Annotated in this window: 24 protein-coding genes; 15 read left to right on the top strand and 9 right to left on the bottom strand. The window is 72.7% G+C overall.

The window, feature by feature from the left end; genetic code table 11:
* Positions 1-45: 45 nt before the first annotated feature.
* From ABZU25_RS24915 to ABZU25_RS24865, 11 genes are all read left to right on the top strand, one after another.
* Complete coding sequence (locus ABZU25_RS24915; RefSeq protein ID WP_355031783.1) at positions 46-1,002, top strand: SDR family NAD(P)-dependent oxidoreductase; 957 nt, start codon at positions 46-48, stop codon at positions 1,000-1,002.
* A gap of 110 nt (positions 1,003-1,112) precedes the next feature.
* The gene (locus ABZU25_RS24910; protein ID WP_355031782.1) at positions 1,113-1,850 is read left to right on the top strand and encodes an ATP-binding cassette domain-containing protein; all 738 of its coding nucleotides are present in this window, start codon (positions 1,113-1,115) and stop codon (positions 1,848-1,850) included.
* Positions 1,847-2,647: an ABC transporter permease subunit gene (locus ABZU25_RS24905; RefSeq protein ID WP_355031781.1), complete on the top strand. Its 801-nt coding sequence runs from the start codon at positions 1,847-1,849 to the stop codon at positions 2,645-2,647. The genes ABZU25_RS24910 and ABZU25_RS24905 overlap by 4 nt, the downstream gene beginning before the upstream one ends.
* 37 nt (positions 2,648-2,684) lie before the next feature.
* Positions 2,685-4,106, top strand: a complete 1,422-nt coding sequence (locus ABZU25_RS24900) for a sensor domain-containing protein (RefSeq protein WP_355031780.1) — start codon at positions 2,685-2,687, stop codon at positions 4,104-4,106.
* 2 nt (positions 4,107-4,108) lie between these two features.
* Positions 4,109-4,753 carry a response regulator transcription factor gene (locus tag ABZU25_RS24895; protein WP_355031833.1) on the top strand — a complete coding sequence of 215 codons (645 nt, stop codon included), beginning with the start codon at positions 4,109-4,111 and terminating at the stop codon, positions 4,751-4,753.
* A gap of 118 nt (positions 4,754-4,871) precedes the next feature.
* Positions 4,872-6,074: a serine hydrolase domain-containing protein gene (locus ABZU25_RS24890; protein WP_355031779.1), complete on the top strand. Its 1,203-nt coding sequence runs from the start codon at positions 4,872-4,874 to the stop codon at positions 6,072-6,074.
* Between the two features lie 130 nt (positions 6,075-6,204).
* On the top strand, positions 6,205-6,867 hold the full coding sequence (locus ABZU25_RS24885) for a tetratricopeptide repeat protein (protein WP_355031778.1): 663 nt from the start codon (positions 6,205-6,207) through the stop codon (positions 6,865-6,867).
* A 104-nt stretch (positions 6,868-6,971) separates the two neighbouring features.
* Entirely contained in the window at positions 6,972-7,814 is an 843-nt protein-coding gene (locus ABZU25_RS24880; RefSeq protein ID WP_355031777.1) for an SDR family oxidoreductase, read from the top strand.
* Positions 7,815-7,873: 59 nt separating this feature from the next.
* Positions 7,874-8,641, top strand: coding sequence for a glycerophosphodiester phosphodiesterase (locus tag ABZU25_RS24875; RefSeq protein WP_355031776.1), 768 nt, complete (start codon positions 7,874-7,876; stop codon positions 8,639-8,641).
* Positions 8,642-8,660: 19 nt separating this feature from the next.
* Positions 8,661-10,052: an MFS transporter gene (locus ABZU25_RS24870; protein ID WP_355031775.1), complete on the top strand. Its 1,392-nt coding sequence runs from the start codon at positions 8,661-8,663 to the stop codon at positions 10,050-10,052.
* Positions 10,053-10,216: 164 nt separating this feature from the next.
* Entirely contained in the window at positions 10,217-10,825 is a 609-nt protein-coding gene (locus tag ABZU25_RS24865; RefSeq protein ID WP_355031832.1) for a thymidine kinase, read from the top strand.
* Positions 10,826-10,903: 78 nt separating this feature from the next.
* On the opposite strand, the gene ABZU25_RS24860 is transcribed toward ABZU25_RS24865, so the two are convergent.
* Entirely contained in the window at positions 10,904-11,752 is an 849-nt protein-coding gene (locus ABZU25_RS24860; protein WP_355031774.1) for a hypothetical protein, read from the bottom strand.
* 200 nt (positions 11,753-11,952) lie between these two features.
* Here ABZU25_RS24860 and ABZU25_RS24855 point away from each other — a divergent pair, with 200 nt between their 5' ends.
* Positions 11,953-12,489, top strand: coding sequence for a hypothetical protein (locus tag ABZU25_RS24855; protein ID WP_355031773.1), 537 nt, complete (start codon positions 11,953-11,955; stop codon positions 12,487-12,489).
* Here the strand turns inward: ABZU25_RS24855 and ABZU25_RS24850 are convergent.
* From ABZU25_RS24850 to ABZU25_RS24840, 3 genes are all read right to left on the bottom strand, one after another.
* On the bottom strand, positions 12,477-15,581 hold the full coding sequence (locus ABZU25_RS24850) for a BTAD domain-containing putative transcriptional regulator (RefSeq protein ID WP_355031772.1): 3,105 nt from the start codon (positions 15,579-15,581) through the stop codon (positions 12,477-12,479). The two genes, ABZU25_RS24855 and ABZU25_RS24850, sit on opposite strands and share 13 nt — an antisense overlap.
* A gap of 123 nt (positions 15,582-15,704) precedes the next feature.
* Positions 15,705-16,907, bottom strand: a complete 1,203-nt coding sequence (locus tag ABZU25_RS24845; RefSeq protein WP_355031771.1) for a low temperature requirement protein A — start codon at positions 16,905-16,907, stop codon at positions 15,705-15,707.
* Positions 16,894-17,352, bottom strand: a complete 459-nt coding sequence (locus tag ABZU25_RS24840; RefSeq protein WP_355031770.1) for a hypothetical protein — start codon at positions 17,350-17,352, stop codon at positions 16,894-16,896. The genes ABZU25_RS24845 and ABZU25_RS24840 overlap by 14 nt, the downstream gene beginning before the upstream one ends.
* 146 nt (positions 17,353-17,498) lie before the next feature.
* On the opposite strand from ABZU25_RS24840, the gene ABZU25_RS24835 reads away from it, so the two are divergent.
* From ABZU25_RS24835 to ABZU25_RS24825, 3 genes are all read left to right on the top strand, one after another.
* Positions 17,499-19,202 (top strand): acyl-CoA dehydrogenase family protein, encoded by a 1,704-nt coding sequence (locus ABZU25_RS24835; protein WP_355031769.1) that lies wholly within the window; start codon positions 17,499-17,501, stop codon positions 19,200-19,202.
* Positions 19,203-19,273: 71 nt separating this feature from the next.
* Positions 19,274-19,825, top strand: a complete 552-nt coding sequence (locus ABZU25_RS24830) for a YciI family protein (protein WP_355031768.1) — start codon at positions 19,274-19,276, stop codon at positions 19,823-19,825.
* A gap of 201 nt (positions 19,826-20,026) precedes the next feature.
* The gene (locus ABZU25_RS24825) at positions 20,027-20,398 is read left to right on the top strand and encodes a VOC family protein (protein WP_355031767.1); all 372 of its coding nucleotides are present in this window, start codon (positions 20,027-20,029) and stop codon (positions 20,396-20,398) included.
* Between the two features lie 17 nt (positions 20,399-20,415).
* On the opposite strand, the gene ABZU25_RS24820 is transcribed toward ABZU25_RS24825, so the two are convergent.
* From ABZU25_RS24820 to ABZU25_RS24800, 5 genes are all read right to left on the bottom strand, one after another.
* The gene (locus tag ABZU25_RS24820; RefSeq protein ID WP_355031766.1) at positions 20,416-21,414 is read right to left on the bottom strand and encodes a tyrosine-type recombinase/integrase; all 999 of its coding nucleotides are present in this window, start codon (positions 21,412-21,414) and stop codon (positions 20,416-20,418) included.
* A gap of 67 nt (positions 21,415-21,481) precedes the next feature.
* A complete protein-coding gene (locus ABZU25_RS24815) occupies positions 21,482-21,907 on the bottom strand; it encodes an Hsp20/alpha crystallin family protein (RefSeq protein WP_355031765.1) in 426 nt (141 codons plus the stop codon).
* 189 nt (positions 21,908-22,096) lie between these two features.
* Entirely contained in the window at positions 22,097-22,510 is a 414-nt protein-coding gene (locus tag ABZU25_RS24810) for a DUF6069 family protein (protein WP_355031764.1), read from the bottom strand.
* A 76-nt stretch (positions 22,511-22,586) separates the two neighbouring features.
* On the bottom strand, positions 22,587-23,063 hold the full coding sequence (locus tag ABZU25_RS24805) for a MarR family transcriptional regulator (RefSeq protein WP_355031763.1): 477 nt from the start codon (positions 23,061-23,063) through the stop codon (positions 22,587-22,589).
* 52 nt (positions 23,064-23,115) lie between these two features.
* Complete coding sequence (locus ABZU25_RS24800) at positions 23,116-23,631, bottom strand: DUF2087 domain-containing protein (RefSeq protein WP_355031762.1); 516 nt, start codon at positions 23,629-23,631, stop codon at positions 23,116-23,118.
* Positions 23,632-23,815: the final 184 nt, after the last annotated feature.

The following is a 23,815-nucleotide window of genomic DNA, read 5'->3' as shown; positions in this document are numbered from 1 at the left end:
CCATCCCCGCGCAACAACGATTTTCCGCACCCAAGGAGTTCCGAAATGTCCCGAATCATCACCCCTTACTCTGCTCGGTCGACCGCCGCCGAGGTGATCGCCGGCGTCGACCTCAGCGGCCGGCGGGCCGTGGTCACCGGCGGCGCGTCCGGGATCGGCCTGGAAACCGCCAGGGCCCTCGCCGACGCCGGCGCCGAGGTGACGTTGGCCGTCCGCGACACCGCCGCCGGTGAGCGCGCCGCCGCCGACATCGCGGCGGGCGGAGCGCCCGGCAAGATCTGGGTCGGCCACCTCGACCTGGCCGACCGCACCTCCATCGACGCCTTCGTGACCGGTTGGACCGGCCCGCTGCACATCCTGGTCAACAACGCCGGCGTCATGGCCCTGCCGGAGTTGACCAGGACCGCCGAGGGCTGGGAGGCGCAGTTCGCGATCAACCACCTCGGTCACGCCGCGCTGACCCTGGGTCTGCACGACGCACTCGCCGCCGCCCACGGCGCCCGGGTCGTCGTCGTCAGCTCCTCGGCCCACCAGCAGTCCCCGGTCGTCTTCGAGGACATCCACTTCACCGCCCGGCCCTACGAGGCGTGGTCGGCCTACGGCCAGTCGAAGACCGCGACGATCCTGTTCACCGTCGCGCTGGCCAGCAGGTGGGCCGCCGAGGGCATCACCGCCAACGCCCTGCACCCCGGCGGCATCATGACCAACCTCCAACGACACCTCGACGACGCGCAGTTGCGCTGGGTGGGCGCGCTCGACGAGCAGGGCAACCGCCTGGACGTGCCGCCGGGCTGGAAGACCCCGCAGCAGGGTGCGGCCACCTCGGTCCTGCTGGCCGCCTCCCCCGAGGTCGACGGCATCACCGGACGTTACTTCGAGGACGCCAACGAGGCCCCGGTCATCGCCGAGCGGACCGACGGCATGAGCGGCGTGCTGTCGTACGCGCTGGACGAGAAGGACGCCGACCGCCTCTGGGACGAGACGCTCCGACTCCTGCGCTGACGGCCTGGGGGAAATCCCCCAGCCGAAGACGGCTGTCAGCCGGCTCCTGCCCGGACAACCGCGCGCCTAGCGTGATCTTTCCGTAGCCACCGACGACGGAAGGAGATCGGGTGATCGAGGCCCGGAACCTCACCAGGCGATACGGATCGATGGTCGCTGTCGACGCGCTCAGCTTCGACGTACGGCCGGGCAGTGTCACGGGCTTCCTGGGCCCGAACGGCTCGGGCAAGTCCACCACGATGCGGCTGATCCTCGGGCTGGACCGGTGCGACGCCGGCCAGGTGCGGATCGGCGGTCGCCGCTACCGCGAGTTGCGCTGGCCGCTGCGGGAGGTCGGCGCGCTTCTCGAGGCCGGGGCGTTCCACCCGGGCCGGAGCGCCCGCGCCCACCTGAGCGCGCTGGCCGCCAGCAACGCGATCCCACCCGCCCGGGTCGACGAGGTGCTCGACCTGGTCGGCCTGACCAGCGCGGCCGGACGGCGAGCCGGGACGTTCTCCCTCGGGATGGGTCAGCGCCTGGGGGTCGCCGCGGCACTGCTGGGTGATCCGGCGGTGCTGCTGCTGGACGAGCCGGTGAACGGGCTGGATCCCGAGGGGGTGCGCTGGATTCGTGACCTGCTGAGGTCGCTGGCCGCGCAGGGCCGCACCGTGTTCGTGTCCAGCCACCTGATCAGCGAGATGGCGTTGACCGCCGACCGGCTGGTGGTGATCGGGCGGGGGCGGCTGCTCGCGGACACGACAGTCGCCGAACTGTCGGCCGGTTCGGCATCGCTGGAGGACGCGTTCTTCCAGCTCACCAGCGCAGCGGTCGAGTACCCGGGGAACCGGGCGAAGGAGGCGACGTCATGACCACCACCGCGAAATCCCCGGTGCCGGGCGGTCGCCACGGGCTGACGCAGGCGGCCCACATGGAATGGATCAAGCTGCGCAGCCTGCGCTCGACCTGGTGGACCCTGGTCGTCACGGCCGTCGGGACCGTCGGGATCGGGATCGCCGTGGGCCTGAACACCCGCAGCGCCGCCGGGGACGTGACAAACAACGCGCTCGCCGGCGTGGTCCCCGGCCTGCTGCTGACCGGCGTGCTGGGCGTGCTGACCATGACCAGCGAATACAGCTCGGGAACGATCCGGGCCACCCTGGCCGCCGTCCCGCGGCGTCCCCTGGTGCTGGCGGCGAAGGCAGCGGTGTTCGGGGCGGTGACCCTGATCGTCGGGGAGGCCGCCGCGTTCGTCGCCTTCCTCGCCGTGGGGGCCACGCTGCGCCACGGCGTCGTGGCACCCACGCTCGACCAACCCGGCGTGCTCAGGGCGGTCGCGGTGACCGGGGCCGGCTTCTGCCTGATCGGGCTACTCGGCCTCGGCCTGGGCGCGATCATCCGGCACAGCGCGGCCGCCGTCGGGGTGCTGGTGGCCGGCGTGTACGTCGTCGCGCAGTTCGTCGGCTTCGTCGCGCACGGCGTGGCGTCGTACATGCCGATCCTGATCGTGGAGAACTCGCTGAGCACGACCAGGCCGGTGACCTGCGGCACGGACGCCGCGGCCTGCCCGGACTTCCTGTCCGCGTGGGCCGGGCTCGGCGTGCTGTGCCTGTACGCAGCTGTCGCACTGGCCGTCGGCGGTTGGCTGTTGGCCAAGCGGGACGCGTGAGCAGGAAGCGCGGTGGGCAGGGAGGAGGATGACGGGCATGGGCCTTCCGGTGCGCACGCCGACCGCGGACCCGCCGCCGGGCGACCAGCGGCGGGGCAGACGCTCGTGGCGGGGCGCCCACGCGGCGCTCGTGGCCCCGTTCAACAGGCGTGCGGCCCGCGAGTTGGTGTTCTGCCTCGCCGGGCTGCCGTCCATCGTGCTCAACCCGGTGGCCTTCTTCGTTGTCGCGGTGGACCTGAGCTGGTTGGTCAGCCACGACGCTCGGGGTAACCCCGCCCCGACCGACGTGGCCGTCGCCGTTGTCAGCGTGGGCCTGCTGCTCGTGCTGCTGGTGTCGACGACGGCGGCCCGCCGGCTCGGCGCACCGCACCGCGTGCTCGCGGCGCGGCTGCTCGGGGTCCGGGTCGCGGCGCCGCCGCCGGTGCGCGCGAACCGCGCCGGTCGGGCCTGGCCCGGCTTCCGCGACGGGGCCGGATGGCGAGTCGTCGGGTATCTGCTGGCCAAGCTGCCGGCCAGCCTGATCGAGTTGTACGCCGTGTTCTTCTGGATCGGCGGGCTGGTCAACCTCAGCTACCCGCTGCTGTGGGGAGCGTTCCGCAACCACCCGCCGGGGGTCCGGCTGGACCCGGTGCCGGTGTTCACGCCGTTCGGGTTGTTCGGCGACGGCACGTTCCGCGTCGCGACCCTCGGCGGCACGTTCGCCGCCGCCGCGGCGGGAGCGGCGATGCTGCTGGCCGCGCCGTGGGTGACCAGAGCCGTCACGTCCGCCGACGCCTGGCTGATCCGAGGTCTACTCGGGCCGGGGCGGCTGGCGCAGCGGGTCCACGACCTGGAGCTGAGCCGGGCGTCGGCAGTGGACGACTCCGCCGCCCTGCTGCGCCGGCTCGAACGCGACCTGCACGACGGCGCGCAGATCCGGCTGGCCACGCTGGCCATGAACCTCGGCATGGCCCGCCGCAAGCTCGGTGACGGCGACGAGGTCGCGGACGCCGCCGCCGTCCGCGAGTTGGTCGACTCCGCGCTGCGCGGCGCCAAGGACGCGCTCGGCGAACTGCGCAGTCTGACCCGTGGGATCCACCCGCCGGTGCTCGACAACGGGCTGGCCGACGCCCTCGCCTCACTGGCCGCCGACAGTGCTATCCCGGTCGAGCTGGAGATCGGCATCGGGGTGCGGCCCACCCCCGCGATCGAGACCATCGCGTACTTCTGCGCCGCGGAGCTGCTGGCCAACGCCGCCAAGCACAGCTTCGCGACCACCATCGCCATCCGGGTGGCCGGCGGGCGGAGCGTGCTGCGGCTCAGCATCGCCGACGACGGCACGGGCGGCGCCGACCCGAGCCGGGGCACCGGCCTGTCCGGGCTGGCGCAACGGGTCGCCGTTGTCGACGGCACGCTGAGCATCGCGAGCCCGCCCGGTGGCCCGACGACGGTCACCGTCGAGCTTCCGCTGCGCGCATGAGCGTGCGCGTGGTGATCGCCGAGGACGCCGCCCTGTTCCGGGCGGGACTGACCCGCCTGATCGAGGACCACGGCCACCAGGTGTGCGCCGCCGTGGGCGACGGCGACCTGCTGCTGGCCGCGGTGACCGAGCATCAACCCGACGTCGTGGTGGCCGACATCCGGATGCCGCCCACCCACACCGACGAAGGGCTGCGCGCCGCACTCGAGATCCGCCGCCAGCACCCCCGCACGGGGGTACTGGTGCTGTCGCAGTACATCGAGACCAGGTACACGGCCCGGCTCCTGGAAGGCAACGCGGCGGGCGTCGGGTACCTGCTGAAGGAACGGGTGGCCGACGTCGCGGAGTTCGCCGACGCGCTGAAGCGGGTCGCCACCGGCGGCACGGCGCTCGACCCGGAGGTCGTCGGTCAACTCCTGCGCGTCAGCCGCCGCGCCGGCGGCGTGGCGGCGCTGACCCCGCGCGAACGCCACGTGCTCACGCTGATGGCGGAGGGGCGCTCCAACGCCGGTGTCGCCGACGCGCTCGTGGTGACCGGCGGAACCGTGGAGAAGCACGTCGCGAGCATCTTCGACAAGCTGGGGTTGCCCCCGGACGAGGCCGACAACCGCCGCGTCCTGGCCGTCCTGCGCTACCTGAGTTCGTAGGTCCGACGCGGTACTGGGGGCTAACCCCCACGTCGAATCTGGGGTTTTCCGGTTGGTGCGCACATCGAGGCTCTTCGTACCGTTTGGACACAGTTGTTGTCCCGAAGGGAGCCTTGAGGTGAGCGTGGTTTTCGCAGTACGAAAGTCGGTGCGGTGGCGCGGCGTCGTGGCGGCCGCGACAGTGGCGGCAGTGCTGGCCACCACTGTCGGCCCGGCGGCCGGATCGGTCGCGCCATCCACCCCGGACCACCGGTCCACGGCCACTGTGCTCCAGCACGGCCTCGACGACCTGCACGGCCTGGGCGTGTCCGGGACGCAGGGCGTGGTCCGCGACGCAGGCCAGGTGACAGTGGCGCGCAGCGGCGTGGCCGACCTGGACACCGGCGCGCCGGTGCCGACCGACGGGTACTTCCGCATCGGCAGCACCACGAAGACCTTCGTGTCGGTGGTGCTGCTCCAACTCGTCGGCGAGGGCCGGATCCGGCTGGACGACCCGATCGAACGCTGGCTGCCCGGCGTCGTCACCGGCAACGGCAACGACGGCCGGTACGTCAGCGTTCGCCAGCTGCTCCAGCACACCAGCGGCCTCTACGACTCCACAGGCGACCTCGCCGCCCTGCGATCGGCCGACGAGTTCCTGGCGCACCGCTTCGACCACCACACCGAGGCGCAGCAGGTGGCGACCGCGATGAAGCATCCGCCGCTGTTCGTGGCCGGCACCGGCTGGAGCTACTCGAACACCAACTACCTGCTGGCCGGGATGCTCATCGAACGCGTCACCGGGCACCGGTGGCACACCGAGGTGCGCTCCCGGATCCTGCTGCCGCTGCGCCTGACCCACACCTACTACCCGGGTGACCAGCCGACCCTGCCCCAGCCGCACGCCAACGGGTACCGGCAATTCGTACCGGGCGGGCAGATGGTCGACACGACAGTGTTCAACCCGAGCGTGACGGCCTCGGCTGGCGGGCTGGTCAGCACCCCGAGCGACCTGGCCCGCTTCTGGCAGGCGGTCGGCCGTGGCGAGCTGCTGCGGCCCGCGCAACTGGGCGAGCTGCGCACCACAGTGCTTGCCGACGGGTTCCAGGGGATCCGGGCGGGCATCCGTTACGGGCTGGGCATCATGTGGATACCCAACCGGTGCGGCGGCTCCTGGGCGCACGTCGGCTCCATGCCGGGGATGAGCACCCTCGCCGCGGTCAGCCCGGACGGGCGTCGCTCGACGGTCCTGTACCTGGCCACCGAGCTGGCCGACCCGGAGCCGGCGATGGCGGTCATCCAGCGGCAGATGACGCTGCTGGACGACCTGATCTGCGGCTGACGGCCAGCGCGGCGGCACCGCCGGCTCCCGTCGGCCGGAGCCACCGACGTTCTGCGGTCACCCGATCGGTCCCCTGTCCCGACTAGACTGCCGGACCCAGTAGGCAAGGCGATGCCAGCGGGGGGCGACGATGCACACCGACGACCGGATCGAACGGGCCAGAGAGGTGTATCAGAGGGCAGTGTTCGGCGGCGACGCCAGCGCGCTCGCTGACGCCGAACGCGGCCTGGACGCTGTCGACGCCGACACGGCGCTGGCGCGTGGACTGATACTGCACGCACGGTTTCAGAGCGGGTCCAACGATCCAGGCTCGTCGCCCTCGGAAGATCCCGCCCAACTGCCGTTGTTCGAGCGCGCGCTCGGGTTGTACCAGGCGCTGGGCGACCCGCGCGGCGAGGCCGAGGCATTGTTCTGGATCGGCTGTCTCCACCAGTTCATCCGACGGGACAACGAGACGGCGGTTCCGTACCTGGAGCGGTCCTGTCGGCTCGCGGCGCAGGCCGGCGACAAACCGACCTGGTCCGAGGCCCTGCGGCACCTGGGCATCGTGGCGCACACGGCTGGTCGGCTGGACGAGGCGCGCGAACTGCTACAGGAGTCGTGCCAGCTGCGCCGGGACATCGGGGCAATGGCCGGCGTGGCCTCCAACATGATCGGGCTGGCCTATATCGCCGCAGCCCAGGACCGCCGCGCGGACGCGCTCGCCACACTCGACGAGGCGTACGCCATCGCCAGCACTCATGGTGCGAACGCCATCGTGGGCCACATCGAGCAGGCGAGAACACGGATCTGAACGCCCACCCCGGCCGTACCATGCGGTGACGGTCACCAGAGGTCACGCGCGTGCCGGGCGGGGTTGTCGATCGCGCCAGCCGCCCGGCACGAAGGCAGGAGCCCATGAGCGAGCAGACGGTGCTGATCACCGGCACGTCCACCGGCATCGGCCTGGAGACCGCGCTCGGCTGCGCCCGCGCCGGCTGGCGGACGGTCGCCACCATGCGCGACGTCGGCCGCGCCGAGCGGCTGCGCGCCGCCGCCGACACCGCCGGGGTCGCCGACCTGATCGACGTACGCCGCCTCGACGTCACCGACCCCGACTCGGTGGACGCCTGCGTCGACGAGGTGGTCGGCACGTACGGGCGGCTCGACGCGGTCGTCAACAACGCCGGCGCCGGGCACGTGGGCACCCTGGAACAGGACAGCGTCGACGACGTCCGGGCCGTCATGGAGGTCAACTTCTTCGGCGTGCTGCACGTCAGCCGCGCCGCCCTGCCGCACCTGAGGGCCAGCCGAGGCCGCCTGATCACGGTCTCCAGCGTGGGCGGGATCGTCGGGCAGCCGTTCAACGAGGCGTACTGCGCCGCGAAGTTCGCCGTCGAGGGGTACCTGGAGTCCCTCGCCCCGCTCGCCGCCACCACCGGCGTACGGGTCACTGTCGTCGAGCCGGGCGCGGTGGCCAGCGAGTTCGTCGCCACCATCGGCATCGATCCCGACGCCGCCGCCGAGGCCGCCGGGGTGTACGGGCCGGCGCTGCGCGCGTACCTGGCCCGCACCGGGCAGGCGTTCGCCGCCGCGCAGTCCTCCGCCGACGCCGCGTCGGTCGTCGTGGCGACGCTCGTGGACCCGACGCCGCCGGTGCGGGTGCAGACCTCCGACGCGGCCCGGCAGTTCGCCGGCGTCAAGCTCGCCGACCTCGACGGCTCCGCGGTGGCCCGGCTGACCGGCGGCTGGCTGTCCTGACCGGCGAATGTCGCCGGCAGTCCATCCGGGGTCCACCGGCAGCGGGCATACTGCGTCGCGTGTTGACCCGATTCGGCTACCTGGACGCCCCCGCGCCGCTGGCGTTCGCCCACCGTGGCGGTGCCGCCGAGGGAGACGAGAACACCACCGAGGCGTTCGCCCGCGCCGTCGGGCTCGGCTACCGGTACGTGGAGACCGACGTGCACGCCACCGCCGACGGCGTGGCGGTGATCTTCCACGATCCGACGTTGCTCCGGGTCACCGGTGAGGCGGGGCGCATCGCCGAGCTGAGCTGGGCCGATCTCGCCTCGGTACGCGTCGGCGGCGCTGCCGTCGTACCCCGGCTCGACGAGGTGCTGGGCGCCTGGCCGCAGGTCCGCTTCAACATCGACGTGAAGGCCGACGGCGGCGTCGAGCCCACGGTCGCCACCGTGACCCGGGCCGGCGCCGCCGACCGGGTGCTGCTGGCGTCGTTCAGCGACGCCCGCCTGACCCGGCTGCGCGCGCTCACCGACGGACGGGTCGCCACCAGCCTGGGCATGCGCGGCGTCGCCCGGCTGCGGCTCGCTTCCCTGCACGGGCGGCCACTGCGGTTGCCTCCGTCGGTGGTCGCCGCGCAGGTGCCACCGCGCTACGGGCGGGTGCCGGTGGTGGACCGCCGGTTCCTCGACTACTGCCACCGACTCGGCCTGCAGGTGCACGTCTGGACGATCGACCAACCCGCCCAGATGCACTACTTACTGGATCTCGGTGTGGATGGCATCATGACCGATCACGTCGGCGTGCTGCGCGACGTCTACCGCAGCCGCGGCCACTGGGCCGCCTGACCCATCGAAGGACCCCCGGATGGCCGAGACCGTGACCCCCACGGTGGACGACACCCCGCCCCCGGCGAGCACCCGCCGCGAGCGCCGGGGCTGGTACATCTACGACTGGGCCAACTCCGCGTTCCAGACCACTGTGATCACCGTGTTCCTCGGTCCGTTCCTGACCACCGTCGCCGAGCTGGCCGCCGGCTGCGAGCTGGGCGCGGACACCTGCGACGGGTACGTGCACCCGCTGGGTATCCGGGTCGCGGCCGGCTCCTACTACCCGTACCTGATCTCGCTGTCGGTGTTCCTCACCGTGTTCGTGCTGCCGGTCATCGGGGCGATCGCCGACCGGTCGGCGCACAAGAAGCGGCTGCTCGGCGGTGCGGCGTTCACCGGTGCCGGCGCGACCATCGCGATGGCCTTCGTCACCGGCGACCGCTACCTGCTCGGCGGGGCGTTGTTCCTGGTCGCCAACATCTCGTTCGGCGCCGCGATCGTGGTCTACAACTCGTTCCTGCCGCAGCTCGGCGGCCCCGACGAACGTGACGGCATCTCCAGCCGCGGCTGGGCGCTGGGCTACCTCGGCGGCGGTCTGCTGCTGGCGCTCAACCTCGTCGCGATCACCCTGCTCGACGAGGGCGACAACCCGCAACGCACCCTGGACCTGGCCCGCTGGTCGATCGTGTCCGCCGGGGTGTGGTGGGCGTTGTTCACGCTGGTGCCGCTGCGCTGGCTGCGCGAGCGCCCCGGCGCCGCGGCCCTGGCCGGTGGCGGCAACGTGGTCACCGACGGGTTCCGGCAGCTCGGCCGCACCATGCGGGAGATCAAGGCGTACCCGTTGACGTTGTTCTTCCTGCTCGCCTTCCTTGTCTACAACGACGGCATCCAGACCGTCATCACCCTGGCCAGCCAGTACGGCACCGAGGAGCTGCGCCTGGAGCAGAGCACCCTGATCATCACGATCCTGCTCGTGCAGTTCCTCGCCTTCGGCGGCGCGTTGAGCCTCGGCGCGCTGGCCAAGCGCGTCGGCGCGTGGAAGACAGTGCTGCTCAGCCTGGTGCTGTGGACCGTTGTGATCATCGCCGCGTTCCGGCTGCCCGCCGAGGCGCCGGTGCCGTTCATGATCCTCGGCGCGGGCATCGGCCTGGTCCTCGGCGGCAGCCAGGCGTTGAGCCGGTCGCTGTTCAGCCAGCTCATCCCAGCCGGGAAGGAAGGCGAGTACTACGGCTTCTACGAGATCAGCGACAAGGGCACCAGCTGGCTCGGCCCGCTCGCCTTCGGTCTGGTGTTCCAACTCACCGCCTCCTACCGGGTGGGCCTGGTCTCCCTGCTGATCTTTTTCGTGGTCGGCTTCGTGCTCCTGGCCGCCGTGCCGATCCGCCGCGCCATCGTCGCCGCCGGTAACACCCCGCCCCGGGTGCTCTGAGCACGCGTCCCGCGCGCGACAGATCGGGGTCGGCCGATCGGCTAGGCTGCCCGACCGTGACAGACGACGCCGCCACCGCTCCGACCTGCCTGGCTCACCCGTTCCCCGGCCAGCCGCACGCGCCCGCCGGGTGCGCGGCCGCGCGCGGGCTCGACGGGCGTCCGGTGCACGCCGCGGCGTTGAAGTTCTTCTGGGGGCCGATGGACTGCGGCAAGTCGACGATGGCGTTGCAGATGAACTACAACCACGCCCGGCAGGGCCGGCGCGGGCTGGTCACCACCCGCATCGACAGGTCGCTGGGCCCGCAGGTCACCACCCGCATCGGCCTGGCCCACGAGGCCATCGAGGTCACCGACGACCTCGACCTGCGGGCCCTGGTCCGCGGCCGGTGGGCCGACGGGGTACGCGTGGACTACCTGATCTGCGACGAGGCGTGTTTCTACACCGTCGAGCACGTCGAGCAGATGGCCGAGCTTGTCGACAGCTACGACGTCGACGTGTTCGCGTTCGGCCTGGCCACCGACTTCCGGTCCTGCCTGTTCCCCGCCGCGCAACGCCTCTTCGAGTTGGCCGACGAGGTGGCCCGTATCCAGGTCGAGGTGCTCTGCTGGTGCGGCCGGGAAGGGCTGCTCAACGCCCGCGTCGTCGACGGGCGGGTGGTCCGCGAAGGCGAGCAGGTCGTCATCGGCGACACCGTCGACACCGCCGAGGTGCGCTACCAGGTGCTCTGCCGCCGGCACTACCGCAGCGGCGACCTCGGCCCCCGCGACTGAGCCGCCCGGACGCACGATCGCCCGGACGCGGAGGCCGGCCGCCCCCTAATCGAGGACGGCCAGCCCGGTCCGGTTCGCTCAACCGACGCAGACCTGCTGCGCCTTGACCTTCCACGACGCGGCGAACGCGATGATCTCCCTGCCGGTGGCGTCCGCGCTGTCCAGTGCCGGCTTCGGCAGCAGGGTCGCCACCGAACCGGCCCCGATGAGCCCGGTCAACACCGCACCGACCCCCGCGGTCTGTGACCCCGCCGGGCAGGACGGCGTGGTCGGGGACTTCGACGCGTTCGCGTTGGACGCGCTCTCCGCCTCCGTCAACGCCATCGCCGGCAGCGGGTTGCCGCAGAACGCCTGGGTCTGCAGTGTGAAGTTACCCGGCGCACCGAAGACGTACGCCGTGCTCGACACCGACGCGAGCGTCGAGTTGAACGCCAGTTCGTCGATCGCCACCGCGGCGTTGGCGTTGTCCACCCGGTACCCGCCGCCGAAGGTGCTCTTGCCCGGCGGGCACACGGCGGTCACGGCCACCTTGTTCAGCGCGTTGTTCGCCGACGTGGTGGTGACCAGTTGCAGGCCGGACACCGCCCCGGCCGGGGCGCAGACCGCGAACGCGTCCACCGACCAGGGCACGGCGGTGGCGTTGGCCTCCACCCCGAGCACGGTCACCGTGTGCAGGGTGGCGTCGGCGTAGACCCTTGTCATCAGGACGTCACCCTGACCGTCGTTGATCCGCCCGCCGGCGCCGACCACCTGGTCGACACCGTTGCAGGAGATGGCCATCGTCTTGGCGTTCGTCGCGTCCAGAACGCTTGTGGCGGCGACCCGGTACAGGCCGACCGACGCCTGCGCCGGGGTCGTCGGTGCCAGCAGCGTCGTGGCCGCCGCCATGCCGGTCAGCACTGCCAGACCGGCCAGTTTCCGCTTCATCGGATGTTCCCTCCGCACTGCCTCGTCGACTGTCGACGACGGCGTTGCGACCAGACTCCGCACCCTCGTCAGGAGCGCGTCAGTAGCGCGGACGCGGACGCCGTACTGACGCCACGATGACGGGCGGCTGCGACAGTGCCGGCGACGTCACCGCGGCGTCACCGGGCTCCGGACGGGGTCCACGAACAGGAGGTCCCATCATGCGTATCCGAGCGGCGGCGCTGGCCGCCCTCCTGGTCAGCGGCGCTCTGATCGGCGTCGGCGGTGGCGCGGCGCACGCCGACCCGGACGCGAATCCGTGCGCCACCACCGACGGCGACCCGATCATGGGCACCGACGGCGACGACATCATCCACGGCGGCAGCGGACCCGACGAGATCTACGGGCTCGGCGGCGACGACATCATCTACGGCGGTGGTGGTGTCGACACGATCCGTGGCGGCGTCGGCGACGACATCCTGTTCGGTGACGGCTGCGGGGACATCCTCGTCGGCGGCGCGGACGACGACGTGCTGGCCGGTCTCGACGGTAACGATTACCTCTCCGGCGCCAACGGCGCGGACCTGCTGATCGGAGTGGCCGGCGTCACCGTGTGGGGTGTGGTCACCGACGGCGACAGCCTCGACGGCGGGCCCGGTGTGGACACCTGCGCGGAGGACGACGAGCCCGACAGCAGCATGATCTTCTACTCGTACGTGGACACCGGCGCGGGCAACGAGAACCTCTACAGTTGCTGACCGGCCCTGGTGCGCAGCACGTCCGGGTCCGGGGGCGGTGCGTCGATCGCGCGCATCGCCCCGACCCACCTGTCGAACGCCCGCCGGGCCTCCCCGTGCCGGCCGGCGCCGACCAGCGTCTTGACCAGCGCGCGGTGCGCCCACTCGTCGTAGGAGTCGGCGTCGAGCAGCCGGACCAGAGTGGTGACGGCCCGGTCGGCGTCACCGTCGCGCCGGTACCGGCGGGCCAGTTCACGCAGCGCCCGCAACCACACCGAGCGGGCCTGTTCCCGCAGCCCGTCGGCCCAGTCCTCGTAGGGCTCGTCGGCGAAGGCGTCCCCCCGGTAGGCGGCGTCCACCTCGGCGAGCAGCGCGCGGGCCCGCGCCGGGTCACCGTCGCGGGCGAGCCGCTCGGCCTGCGGGACGTCAGCGAGGAGGTTCTCCGCGTCGACGACCACCCGGGTCAGGTCGATGCGCACGCCGGTCAGGTCGGCACGCACGTACCGGTCGACGGGCCACCGGCGGGGCGGGTCGAGCACGGCACGCACGGCGGACAGCAACACCGACAGGCGGTGCGCGGTCCGCCGCGGCTCGTCGTCGGGCCACAGCAGCTCGCACAGCTCCACCCGCCCCACGGCCCGGCCACGCCGGGCGACGAGGATCTTCAGCAGCGTGCGGGCCTGCCGGGACCGCCACGCCGGCAGCGGGACCTCCCGCCCACCGACGATGACCTCGAAACGGCCGAGCACCCGCACCTCGACGGTGCCACCGTCACCAGACGGCTCGGACAACTGCCTTCCGTCGACCGTCTCCACCCCGAGCGCCAGCAACCGGTTGGCTGCCGCCTGCGCCGCCGACCGCTGCGCGCCGTCGGCGCCCGGGACCCGACCCAGCAGGACGACGGTCTGTTCGGCGGCCGGTCCCGCGCCCGCCGCCCGCCAGATCGCGCCGGCCTCCAGCAGCGCGTCCCGGGTCGCGGCCGGGTCGGCCGCGACCGCGGCGGTGAGTTCCAACGCCTCGGCCAACGCGTCGGCCTGCCGCCCGGTCCGGGCCGCCCGCACCGCTTCGGCCGCCCGCCGCCGGGCCACCTCCAGGTCACCCCCGGCGTACGCCACCCAGCCCGTCGCGACAAGCGCGCAGGAGAGCAGGAACGCCGGTGCCAGCCGGTGTGCCTCGTCGGCGGCGGCACGGGCGGCGGTGAGGTCGGCGGCGGCGCCCTCGCAGCGCAGCCGGGCCAGGCCGACCAGCGCGGGGATGCGTACCTGCAGGTCCCCCACGTCGCGGGCCAGCTCGGCGGCCTCGGTGAAGGCCGCCAACGCCTCCTCCCGCCGGCCGAGGCGGCGACTGACCTCGGCCAACCCGTACACCCCGGAGGCCGCCCGGTTCAGCCCCAACCGTTGCGAGACCAGTTTGGACCGGGTGAAGTGCAGGGTCGCCTCGTCGTAGCGGCCCAGCCGGACCAGCGCCTCACCCGCGTTGTGCAGGGCGGTCACCAGCACTCCCGGCGGGCCGGCGAGTTCCGCCGCGCGGACCGCCCGCACGGCGGTGGCCAGCGCCGACGGGTACCGGGCCTCCCGCAGCAGGCAGTGCGCCTGGTTGACCAGGATCCGCGCCTGCTGGACGAGGTCACCCGCGCGTTCCGCCGCCGCCAGCGCCTCGGCGAGGTGCCCGTCGCGGCGGGTGCCGGACGAGGTCAGCGCGGCCGCGATGTGCGCCGCCGCCAACGGGGCGTCCTCGTTGAGCTGTTGCGCGGCGGCGAGCGCCCGAGCCCCGGTGGTGACCGCGTCGTCGACCCGGCCGAGCTGGGCGAGGGTGCTGGCGCGGCAGGCCAGCAGCAGGACGTCGTCGGGGCCGGGTGGGGTGACCGTCGGCGGCGCGTCCGCCCGGTCGAGCACCGCGAGGGCGCCGGCGTAGTCGGTCCGCAGGTACGGCACCATCGCGGCCCGCCAGAGCAGCCGTGCCGGCCAGCGCCGGTCGTGGTCCGCCTGGGCCAGCAGCGGGGCGAAGACCCGCGACGCCCAGGTCACCGAGCCGGACATCCGCAACGCGTCGCCGAAGATCAGTTGGAGGTCGGGGTGCTGCTCGGCTGGCGGCAACGCGCTGATCAGATTGGTGACGTCCGGCGCCCCACCACCGGCGAGCATGTCCTCTCCGTGGCTGACCATCAGCGCGGCGTACCGGGCGGTGTCGTTCGCGTCGTGCAGGGCTCGGGCGGCCGCCAGCGGGTACGCGTTGGCGAGGTACCAGTCGGCGGCGGCGGACAACCGGCGGCGTCCCGAGGTGTCGGGCCGACCCGCCTGCTGGGCCACCACCGCCGAGAGAACAGGTACCAGCTGCACCGTCGACGAGGTGGGGCCGGACCGCCGGCGGGGATGGGCGACCAGCAGCCCGGTGCGGGTCGACCAGCGCAGCGCCTGCGCGGTGGCGTCGGCTGGCGCGTCGGCGTCGATGGCCACGCACAGCGGCGCGGTGATCGGGTCGAGGTGGTGGATGCGGCCGAGCAGACTCGCCACCTGCGCGGGCAGGTCGGCGAGGATCTCGTCGCGGGCGAAGTGCCCGCCGGCGGTGCCGGGCTCGGTCAGGGCGGCGAGCAGCTCCCGCCGGCCGACGCCCTGCCGGCCGAGGGCGTCACCGGCGAGGTGCACCCACGCTGGCCAGCCGGCGGTCAGCTCGTACACCAGGTAGGCCAGGTCGCTGTCGGGCACCGCGTGTTCGTCGCGCAGGATCCGGGCGACCGCGTCCCGACCGAGGGCGAGGGTTTCCGGCCCACGGTGCACGACGGGCCCGGCACAGGCGCTGCGCGCCGCGTCGGCAAGCGGGTGTCGAGCGGCCAGCGTCACCGCCGGCTGACCCGGCAGCGCGCGCAACAGCCGCACCAGGGCCAGTTGGTCGTCCCCGGTGAGCGCGGACACCTCGTCCACGGCGACCCGGGCCAGCGGGTGCGTGTCCGGCGCGCTGGTGGGGTGCGACAGCGCGTCGATCAGGTCGGTCGCCCGGTGACAGGTCGTCGGAGCGTCCCCGCCGATGGTCTCCAGGGCGGTGGTCTTGCCGTAACCGGCGGCGGCCACCAGCAGCAGCCACCGCTGTGGTCGGGTCCGCCGCTCGGTTGCCATCGCGTCGCCTCCGCTGGTCCGAGCACCGCGCAGGGTCACCCGGAGGGCCGGTGACCCACGCTAACCATGCGGCGGCCCGCCAGCGGCGGCGTTGTCCGAGAACCGACGCACTGCCACCGACGGTCAGGACGGCTGCGCGACGCCTCCCCGTACCCGGAACCGGTCGGTCATGATCACGGCGATGATGACCGCCAACGCCAGCGTGGCGCACACCGCGACGGGCACCCGCAGCCCCACACAGACCGGCGTCAGCGCCAGCAGCACCACCACCGCGGTGATCCGGCTGGTCGGCAGGGTCCGCCACAGCACCGCCTGGTAGGCGGCGTGCCCGGCGAGGAACAGCGCCGGGCCGCCCAGGATGAACAACGCTGCGGCCGTGGTGGCGGGGGCACCAGGTTCGCGCAGGAGCTGCTCGTCGCCCGCCGAGGTGACGATGATCCCGGCGACCATCACGGGGTGCAGGTAGTTGAACGCCAGCCGGCCCAACGCGCCGGTGCGCTCACCGGCACGCGCGATGACCTCCGCCGCCGCCGGAGCAGACCGGGCGAAGTACACCCACCACAGCGCCACCGAACCGGCGAAGGCCAGTACGAACGCGCCGGACATCGTCAGGTCCAGGTGCTGCGCGAGTGTGCTCCCGGTGACCAGGATCGACTCACCCAGGGCGATGAGGATGAACGCCTGGCACCGCTCGGCAAGGTGCCCGCCCTCCACCATCCACCGCTCAGCGGGACTACGGCCCAGACCGGGCACCGGGAACCCGGTCTGCAGGCCGATCACCTCGATCACGATCGCCGCCGCCCACAGCGCCTCCTGGAAGGCTCCGCCGACCACGGCGCCGAGCGCCACGAGCAGCGACGTTGCGACGAACCACGGCAACGTCTTCTGAAACCCGTCGACCAGCCACGGCTGGCCCCGCACCGCCCACAGCGCGAAGACGGTGCGGCCCACCTGCACTGTCACGTAGACCAGCGCGAAGACCAGGCCGGCGCCGGCGAACGCCTCGGGGATCGCCGCCGAGAGCAGCAGGCTGCCCAGCGCCACCCCGATCAGCATCGTGCGCACCGGCCCCTGATCCGGTTGCAACCAGTTGGTCAGCCAGGTGGTGTAGACCCAGACGAACCAGACCAGCGCCAGCAAGAGCGCGGTACGGGCGGCGCCACGCCAGTCCGGGTGCGCGATCAGGTAGTGCGACAACTGGGTGATGGTGAAGATGAAGACCAGGTCGAAGAAGAGTTCCGTCGAGGTGGTCGGCTCCACCCCCCGACGCTCGCGCAGCAACCACTGCCGCTTCGGCCGGACGATCGGCGGCTCAGAAGGGATCACCGCACACCCGCCAGTCCCCGCCCTCGCGGACCACCGGTAGGCGCCGTTCCTCGCTGAGCCCGCCGTCGCGGGTCACCTTCACAGTCACAGTGCCGTGTGGTCGTCCGCTGCGGGTGGCGACCGACACGTCGGTGATCTCGTAGTCGGTGACCATCGGCGGCGTGCGTACCCAACTGGTGAAGCCGATCGCGCTCCACCGGCTGCGCGCGTCCGCGCAGAGCCGCTCGTACGCCTGGTCGCTGTCGCCCAGGGCCACCTCACTGAGGAAGTCGTCGGCGGTTTCCCGGATCGGGCCGGCGGCCTGACGGACGGTCTGCAGGTTCCAGGCGGCCAGCCCGGCCACCCCGACGCAGCACAGCGCCACACCGAACCCGGCGACCGCCAGTCCGGTGCGCATCGGGCGGTTGCGCCGGGCCGGTCGGCTCCACGGCTGGCCGGCACCCACGACTACCGACCGTAGAGACGCGATCCCGCTGAAGTGCGACAAGCCGGAAATCGGCCGTACCGGGGTGGGTGGGACTGCCCTGTTCGGATCGGCCACGGATCGTCTACCGTCGGCGCACGCCCCCGAGCAGTGCCAGGAGTCGATCGATGAGCCGCTTCGTGCAGCCGGTACCACCTCCCGTCGACCCGTACGCCGGCGACGGCCTGCTGCGGTCCTGGCTGGAGCGCCACCTGGGCCCGGCGGGGCACGCCGACGCGAAGGGACGCCTCGCCGACCTGGCCGCCGACGTCACCGGGCCGCTGCGCGCGGCGCACGCCGACGCGGAGGCGCACCCGCCGACTCTGGTCCGCTACGACCCGTGGGGTGCGCGGATCGACCGGATCGACACCTCCGCCGGCTGGCAGGCGCAGCGCGCCGCCGCCGCCCGGCACGCCGTGGTCGCGCTGCCCTACCTGACCGACGCGCGCGGCACCTGGGGCGCCGCCGCGCGGGTCGTGCAACATGCCCTGCTGCACCTGTACGGGCCGGAGTCGGCGACGTTCTCCTGCCCGGTGGCGATGGCCGACGGGGCGGCGGCGCTGCTCAGCATGCCCGACGTGGACGCCGGGGTGCGCGACGCGTGGCTGCCCCGGCTGATCTCCACGGACCCGGCGACGGCGATCACCAGCGGGCAGTGGATGACCGAGTCGCAGGGCGGCTCCGACCTGGGCCGGTCGAGCACGATCGGCCGACCGGCGGCGGACGGGTCCTGGCGGCTGACCGGGGAGAAGTGGTTCTGCTCGGCTGCCGACGCGGCGATGGCGGTGGCGCTGGCGCGACCGGAGGACGCCGGGCGCGGTAGCCGGGTGCTCGCGCCGTTCCTGGTTCCCCGCTACGCGGTCGACTCGCCGTTGAGCATCGGTGGGGCGCCGGACGCGCCCGCTGCGGGTGTCATCGTGCGCCGCCTCAAGGACAAGCTCGGCACCCGCGCGCTGCCCACCGCCGAGATCGGTCTGCACGACGCGTACGCGCTCCCGCTGGGTGATCCGGTGGTGCCCGGCCTGGTCCGGGCGATGACCCTGGTCGTGGTGACCCGGGTGCACAACGCCGCAGCGGCGGCCGGCGGGATGCGACGCGGGCTGGACTACGCCCGCGCGTACGCCGAGGTGCGGCACGTCGCCGGCGGGCCGCTGGTGTCCTCGCCGCTGCACCGGGCCACGCTGGGCACCCTCGCGGTCGACGCGGCGGGCGCGTTCGCTCTCGCTGGGCACGCGTTCGCCCTCCTGGGACGGGTGGAGGTCGGCGCCGACCCGGTGGCCGCGGCGGAGCTGCGGATCGTGGCGCCGCTGGCGAAGCTGGCCACCGGCCGACTGGCCGTCAGCTCCGCCAGCGAGTACGTGGAGAGTTTCGGTGGGGCCGGTTACGTGGAGGACACCGGCGTGCCCCGGCTGCTGCGCGACGCGCAGGTGCTGCCGATCTGGGAGGGCACCACCAACGTGCTGGCCCTGGACGTGCTGCGCGCGTTGACCCGGGAGGACGCCGGGACACCGGTGCTGGGCCGGCTCGCCGCCGCGGTCGACCTGGCCCGACCGCTGTCGCCGACGCTGGCCGACACCCTGGCCGCCGCCACCGCGCGGTTGGGCGACACCATCACCTCGGTGACCGCCGATCCGGGCGCCGCGGCGGTGCAGGCCGGCGCCCGTGGTCTGGCGTTGCGCCTGGCGTACGCGCTGACCACCGCGTTGCTCGTCGAGCACGCCGCGTGGGGTGACGAGCAGGCGGAACTGGCGGCCCGGCTGTGGGCGCGGCGCTGGCTGCGGCACGAGGAGATCGCCGAGGACGCCCACCACCACCTGGAGTTGCTCTGCTGACGTGTCGGTGCTGATCGAGGTACGGGTGAATCCCGCTCGACCTGCGCCCTCCTTGAGGAGATCCTTTGGGCATGGAGTTCCTCTGCTACCACCGCGACCGGCCCGGCTCCCTGCCACTGCGCGACGAGCTTCTGGAAGAGCACTGGGCCTACATGGACCGGTACGCGAAGGAGATGATCGCTCGGGGCCCGACCCTCGCCGACGACGGCGACACACCCACCGGCAGTGTGCACATCCTCGACCTGCCCGATCCCGCCACCGCCCGCGTATTCGCCTTCGATGAGCCGAACTACCAAGCCGGCGTCTACCGGGACGTAATGCTGCGACGATGGCGCAACACACTGGGGCGCACCATGTGGGACTTCGCTGGCGGCCGGACCGGCGGCAACCGGTACCTGGTGCTCGGCCTCGGCATGGGGCAGGCCGCGGACCTCGCGGTTCCGTCCGACCGGGACGAGCTGATCGCCTATGGGCCATTGCTGTCCGACGACGGCGCCACCTGGCTGGGCACGGCGGCGTTGGTTCGAGCGACGGATCCGGACAGAGCACGCGCCATCCTGACCCCGGACCGGTACGCCGACATTGAGGTGCACAACTGGCAGTTCGGCGGGCGCCCGTCATAGCCGACGACGTCCGACCCCATGCCACCGCCGAAACCCTCCGGATCGCCCAGCGTCCTCGTGTCTCACCCGAACCCACGTGCCCAGCCGATGGCGGCGCCACCGCAGGAGCTTTCCAGGCCGCGTCTCATCCGTCGACCGTAGGGCGGGGGTCCGACGCGCAGGTGCGCAGTGCTTGTCGGGACTCGGCGGCATACTGCTGGCGTGACAGTTTCTGCGGACCTCGCCATGGTCAACCTCGACAGTTCCGACCCCGCCGGCCACGCCGCCTTCTACCACCAGGTGCTCGGCTGGGAGATCACCCACAGCCAACCCGAGTACGCGATGATCAACTCCGGTGGTGTCTCCATCGGCTTCGGTCTGGTCGAGGGCTACCAGCCGCCGGCCTGGCCCGATCCCGCCGGCGACAAGCGCTACCACCTGGATCTGTATGTCGACGACCTCGCGGCGGCGGAGGCCACGTTCGTCGCGGCGGGCGCGTCCAAGCCGGATTTCCAGCCCGGCGGTGACAAGTGGGTGGTGCTTCTCGACCCGATCGGGCAGCCGTTCTGCATCTGTCCCCGTCCCCAGAGCTGACCGGGGGCGGCTGACCGTCAGCCGCGGCGGCGGGACCGGGCCGCCCACACCACGTAGGCCGGGTCGCGGTCGAGGTTGTGCCGGTCGCGGTCGTAGCGGCGGGTGGTGCGCGGGTCGGCGTGGCCCATCGCGTCCTGCACGTCCTCCAGCGGCACGCCCTCGGAGCGGGCGGTGGTGGCGAAGGCGTGTCGCAGTGAGTGCGGTGACAGCTTCGCCCAGGCCGGGATGCCGGCGGCGCGGGCGAGCCGGCGGACCATCCGGAACACCGAGTGCCGGTCCAGCCGGGCGCCGCTGGCGGTGACCAGCAGCGGCCCGGTCAGCTGTGGCACGGGCACGCCGGTGGCGGTGGCCCGCTGGGCCAGGTAGGCGTCCACGGCGTACCCGGTGCCGGGGGTGAGGGCCCGACGGCGTTGCTTGCCGCCCTTGCCGACGAAGCGCACGCTGCGATGGCCGCGTTCGCTGCCGAGGTCGTTCAGGTCCAGCGAGACCAGCTCTCCGACGCGCAGGCCCAGGTCGGCGAGGAGCGCGATCGCCGCCCTGTTGCGCAGGGCGGTCGGGCCGGTGTCCGCGTCGGCGGCACCGAGCAGGGCGTCCACCTCCTCCGGGCTGAGCCCGAGGGTGGCGGAGTGGTCCCGGTCGACGCGGGGCCGGTCCGCGCCGGAGACCGGGTTGGCCGGCACCGCGCCCAGCTTCGCCAGGAAGTCGTACCAACTGGACAGCGCGGAGAGTCGGCGCGCCACGGTCGCCGGGGTCAGCGGTCGGCCGCTGCGGGCGGCGAGCGTGGACTCCAACGCGCGGGCGTAGTCGTTGACGTGCAGGAACGTGGCCCGCAGCGGGTCGAGGTCGCGGCCGGCGCACCAGGTGAGCCAGCCGGTGACGTCGCGCCGGTACGCGTCGCGGGTGTGCTCGGACAGCCGCCGGTTACGCAGCCACGCCTCGGTGACCTCGATCGGTCCACTCGGCAGCGCGGGTGGCGCGGACGGGCGGGTCAGCACCGGAGCGTCGGGGAACACCATGTGAAAAAGGCTCTCAGCCTCGGGTGGGATCAGCGCGCAGGCGCGCCGATCCCACCCGTCACCGTGATCATGCGTTGATCTGCCGGCGTCCGTCTCCGTTGGCGGTGATGGTCACGCGGCGGGGCTTGGCGCGCTCGGCGACCGGGATGCGCAACGTCAGCACCCCGTGCTCGTAGCCGGCTTCCAGCTTGTCGGTGTCCAGTGTGTCGCCCAGGAACAGCTGCCGGGTGAAGGTGCCCATCGGGCGTTCGGCGGCGACCAGCTCGACGCCGTCGCCGGTGGGCCGGCGACGCTCGGCGCGGACGGTGAGCACGTTGCGCTCGACGGTGCAGTCGATGGTGTCGGGGTCGACGCCGGGCAGGTCGAACGCCGCGTAGAAGTGGTCGCCGTCGCGGTAGGCGTCCAGGTGCATCATCGCGGGACGGGCTGCCGTACCGAAGAACTGCTCGGCGAGCCGGTCGACCTCGCGGAACGGGTCGGTACGCATCAACATGATCATGCCTCCTCGGTTCTCCTGGCCGAAGGTGATGAGTTGAGCCGGGGTAACTCAACTTCCTCTTCTTATTTAGCGCATCCACCGAGGCGCGTCAACCGGGGCGGCCGATGCTGAGCGTCCGGGCTGGTCGGGCGGTGCTGGTCATCAGTCGATCAGCACCGCCCGGCCAACCGTCGATCCGGGTGGTCAGCGGCGGCGGGCCGGCAGCAGAGCGATAAGTGGGAGCGCCACGGCCAGATGCGTCGCGCCGAGGGTCGCCTTGGCCCCACCGGTGGCCTCGACGCCGAGCAGGGGGACGAGGGACACCAACGTCACCACCACGGCCAGCGAGATCCAGACCGGCCGGGCGACTCGTGGGGCGAACCGTTCCAGCAGGGCCAGTGTCGCCCAGCCGAGCAGGGCGGCGCCCAGGGCGACCACGACGATCGCGCCCGCCCCGAGGTCGATGGCGGGTTGACCCGGGCTCTCGACGGTGTAGTCGACTCCGGCCAACGCGCCGATCGCCCAGATGGCCAGGGCGGCCACGACGGCGACGACGACGCCGAGGGCGCGGCGGCGCACTGTCGAGGGGGCGGGGGTCGTGACGGCGGTAGCGCTCATGACGGCTCCTCGTTCAGGGGAAACGAACGAGTACGACCGTAGCAGATAGTCTTGTTCGAAACTATCTTTCTCGGAACTAGCAGCCGGAACGGCCACCCGGCGCGTACGGGGAGGTGTTGGCCAGCGGACCGCCCACCAACGCCAGCAGTGCCCGCAGGAACACCTCCCGGTCCTGCTCGGGCAGAGTCGCGAGCAGGTCGTCCTGAATGCGCCGGACCACCTGCTGTGCCCGTTGCAGGACCTGCTCCCCCGCCGGTGTCACAACGACCAGCCGCGCCCGCCGATCCGTCGGCACCGGACGGCGCTCAGCCAGCCCGGCCCGCTCCAACTGGTCGAGCGTGACGACCATCGTGGTCTTGTCCACGCCGCACCGCTCGCCGATCTCCCGCTGGGTCAGCTCGCCGGTGCGGGCCTGCGCCAGCACGTAGTGCGCCCGCGGCGAGATGCCCAACTCGGCCAGCCCCGCGGCGTGCTCGGTCTGTAGCGCGTGACTCGCCCAGGAGAGCAGAAACAACAGGTCCGGTGGGCCGTCGGCGGGCGTGCAGGAGGTCATGCGCCGAGGCTAGCAACATGCTCCGCGACCAGACGGTTTGCGCCGTGGACGATCAGGGCCGCTGGTAGATGCCGTGCTCGCGGGTGAGCAACTGCTCGTCGACGAGATACCGACGCAGCGTGGCGTGATCCGACCCGCCCGCCGCGCACCACACCTTGAGCGCGTCGTCGACTGCCCGCTCCGGATAGCGGGTGCCCGGTTCGAACGATCGCTCGGCGATGTGCGCGAGCAGGACGCGTCGCCGTTTCGGCTGCGCCGGCAGACTCACCAGGACGTCTCCGCGCAGGAAGGTCCGCAGCACCGGGTCGGCGGCCGGGTCGCTGTCGTCGGCCGGGCGGCTGTCGCGGGCGGCCGCCCGCAACGACGCCTCGTCGGCCGCGAGCGCGCCGTCCGCGCCGGTGACGAGGCCCGCGTCGGTGAGCCGGCGGACCCCGGTGAGCACCACCCGTGCCGGCAGGCCAGTCCGCTCGGCGACCTGTGCCGTGCTGCTCGCGCCCAGCACGATCGCCGCGAAGATCCGTCGTCGTCCGTCGTCGGCCAGGGCTCCGGCCAGAGTGTGCGCAGTCACGCCGGTCACCCTCGCATCGGCGGTACGCGGACCGCCAGGCGATTTTCGGCCCGGCCAGTCAACCGGCAGTGACCATCGGTGACCTTCATGGGGGGTCGATGCGCTGGTGAGCGCCGTCGGCGAAGTCGATCGTGGCGACCACGTTGGAACGCAGCGCCGGGTCGCCGACGAACGGGCTGGCCAC

It is taken from the genome of Micromonospora sp. NPDC005215 (genome assembly GCF_040607915.1).
Taxonomy (GTDB): domain Bacteria; phylum Actinomycetota; class Actinomycetes; order Mycobacteriales; family Micromonosporaceae; genus Micromonospora.
Note: the sequence above shows the minus strand (reverse complement) of the source record. Positions and strands in the feature narration are given on the sequence as shown.

Excerpts from the sequence above, each read along its gene's own strand:
- ABZU25_RS24915 (WP_355031783.1), top strand. The coding sequence starts at position 46 with ATGTCCCGAATCATCACCCCTTACTCTGCTCGGTCGACCGCCGCCGAG.
- ABZU25_RS24835 (WP_355031769.1), top strand. The coding sequence starts at position 17,499 with ATGAGCCGCTTCGTGCAGCCGGTACCACCTCCCGTCGACCCGTACGCC.
- ABZU25_RS24860 (WP_355031774.1), bottom strand. The coding sequence starts at position 11,752 with ATGAAGCGGAAACTGGCCGGTCTGGCAGTGCTGACCGGCATGGCGGCG.
- ABZU25_RS24855 (WP_355031773.1), top strand. The coding sequence starts at position 11,953 with ATGCGTATCCGAGCGGCGGCGCTGGCCGCCCTCCTGGTCAGCGGCGCT.
- ABZU25_RS24830 (WP_355031768.1), top strand. The coding sequence starts at position 19,274 with ATGGAGTTCCTCTGCTACCACCGCGACCGGCCCGGCTCCCTGCCACTG.
- ABZU25_RS24885 (WP_355031778.1), top strand. The coding sequence starts at position 6,205 with ATGCACACCGACGACCGGATCGAACGGGCCAGAGAGGTGTATCAGAGG.
- ABZU25_RS24905 (WP_355031781.1), top strand. The coding sequence starts at position 1,847 with ATGACCACCACCGCGAAATCCCCGGTGCCGGGCGGTCGCCACGGGCTG.
- ABZU25_RS24810 (WP_355031764.1), bottom strand. The coding sequence starts at position 22,510 with ATGAGCGCTACCGCCGTCACGACCCCCGCCCCCTCGACAGTGCGCCGC.
- ABZU25_RS24805 (WP_355031763.1), bottom strand. The coding sequence starts at position 23,063 with ATGACCTCCTGCACGCCCGCCGACGGCCCACCGGACCTGTTGTTTCTG.
- ABZU25_RS24880 (WP_355031777.1), top strand. The coding sequence starts at position 6,972 with ATGAGCGAGCAGACGGTGCTGATCACCGGCACGTCCACCGGCATCGGC.
- ABZU25_RS24820 (WP_355031766.1), bottom strand. The coding sequence starts at position 21,414 with ATGGTGTTCCCCGACGCTCCGGTGCTGACCCGCCCGTCCGCGCCACCC.
- ABZU25_RS24900 (WP_355031780.1), top strand. The coding sequence starts at position 2,685 with ATGGGCCTTCCGGTGCGCACGCCGACCGCGGACCCGCCGCCGGGCGAC.
- ABZU25_RS24870 (WP_355031775.1), top strand. The coding sequence starts at position 8,661 with ATGGCCGAGACCGTGACCCCCACGGTGGACGACACCCCGCCCCCGGCG.
- ABZU25_RS24850 (WP_355031772.1), bottom strand. The coding sequence starts at position 15,581 with ATGGCAACCGAGCGGCGGACCCGACCACAGCGGTGGCTGCTGCTGGTG.
- ABZU25_RS24815 (WP_355031765.1), bottom strand. The coding sequence starts at position 21,907 with ATGTTGATGCGTACCGACCCGTTCCGCGAGGTCGACCGGCTCGCCGAG.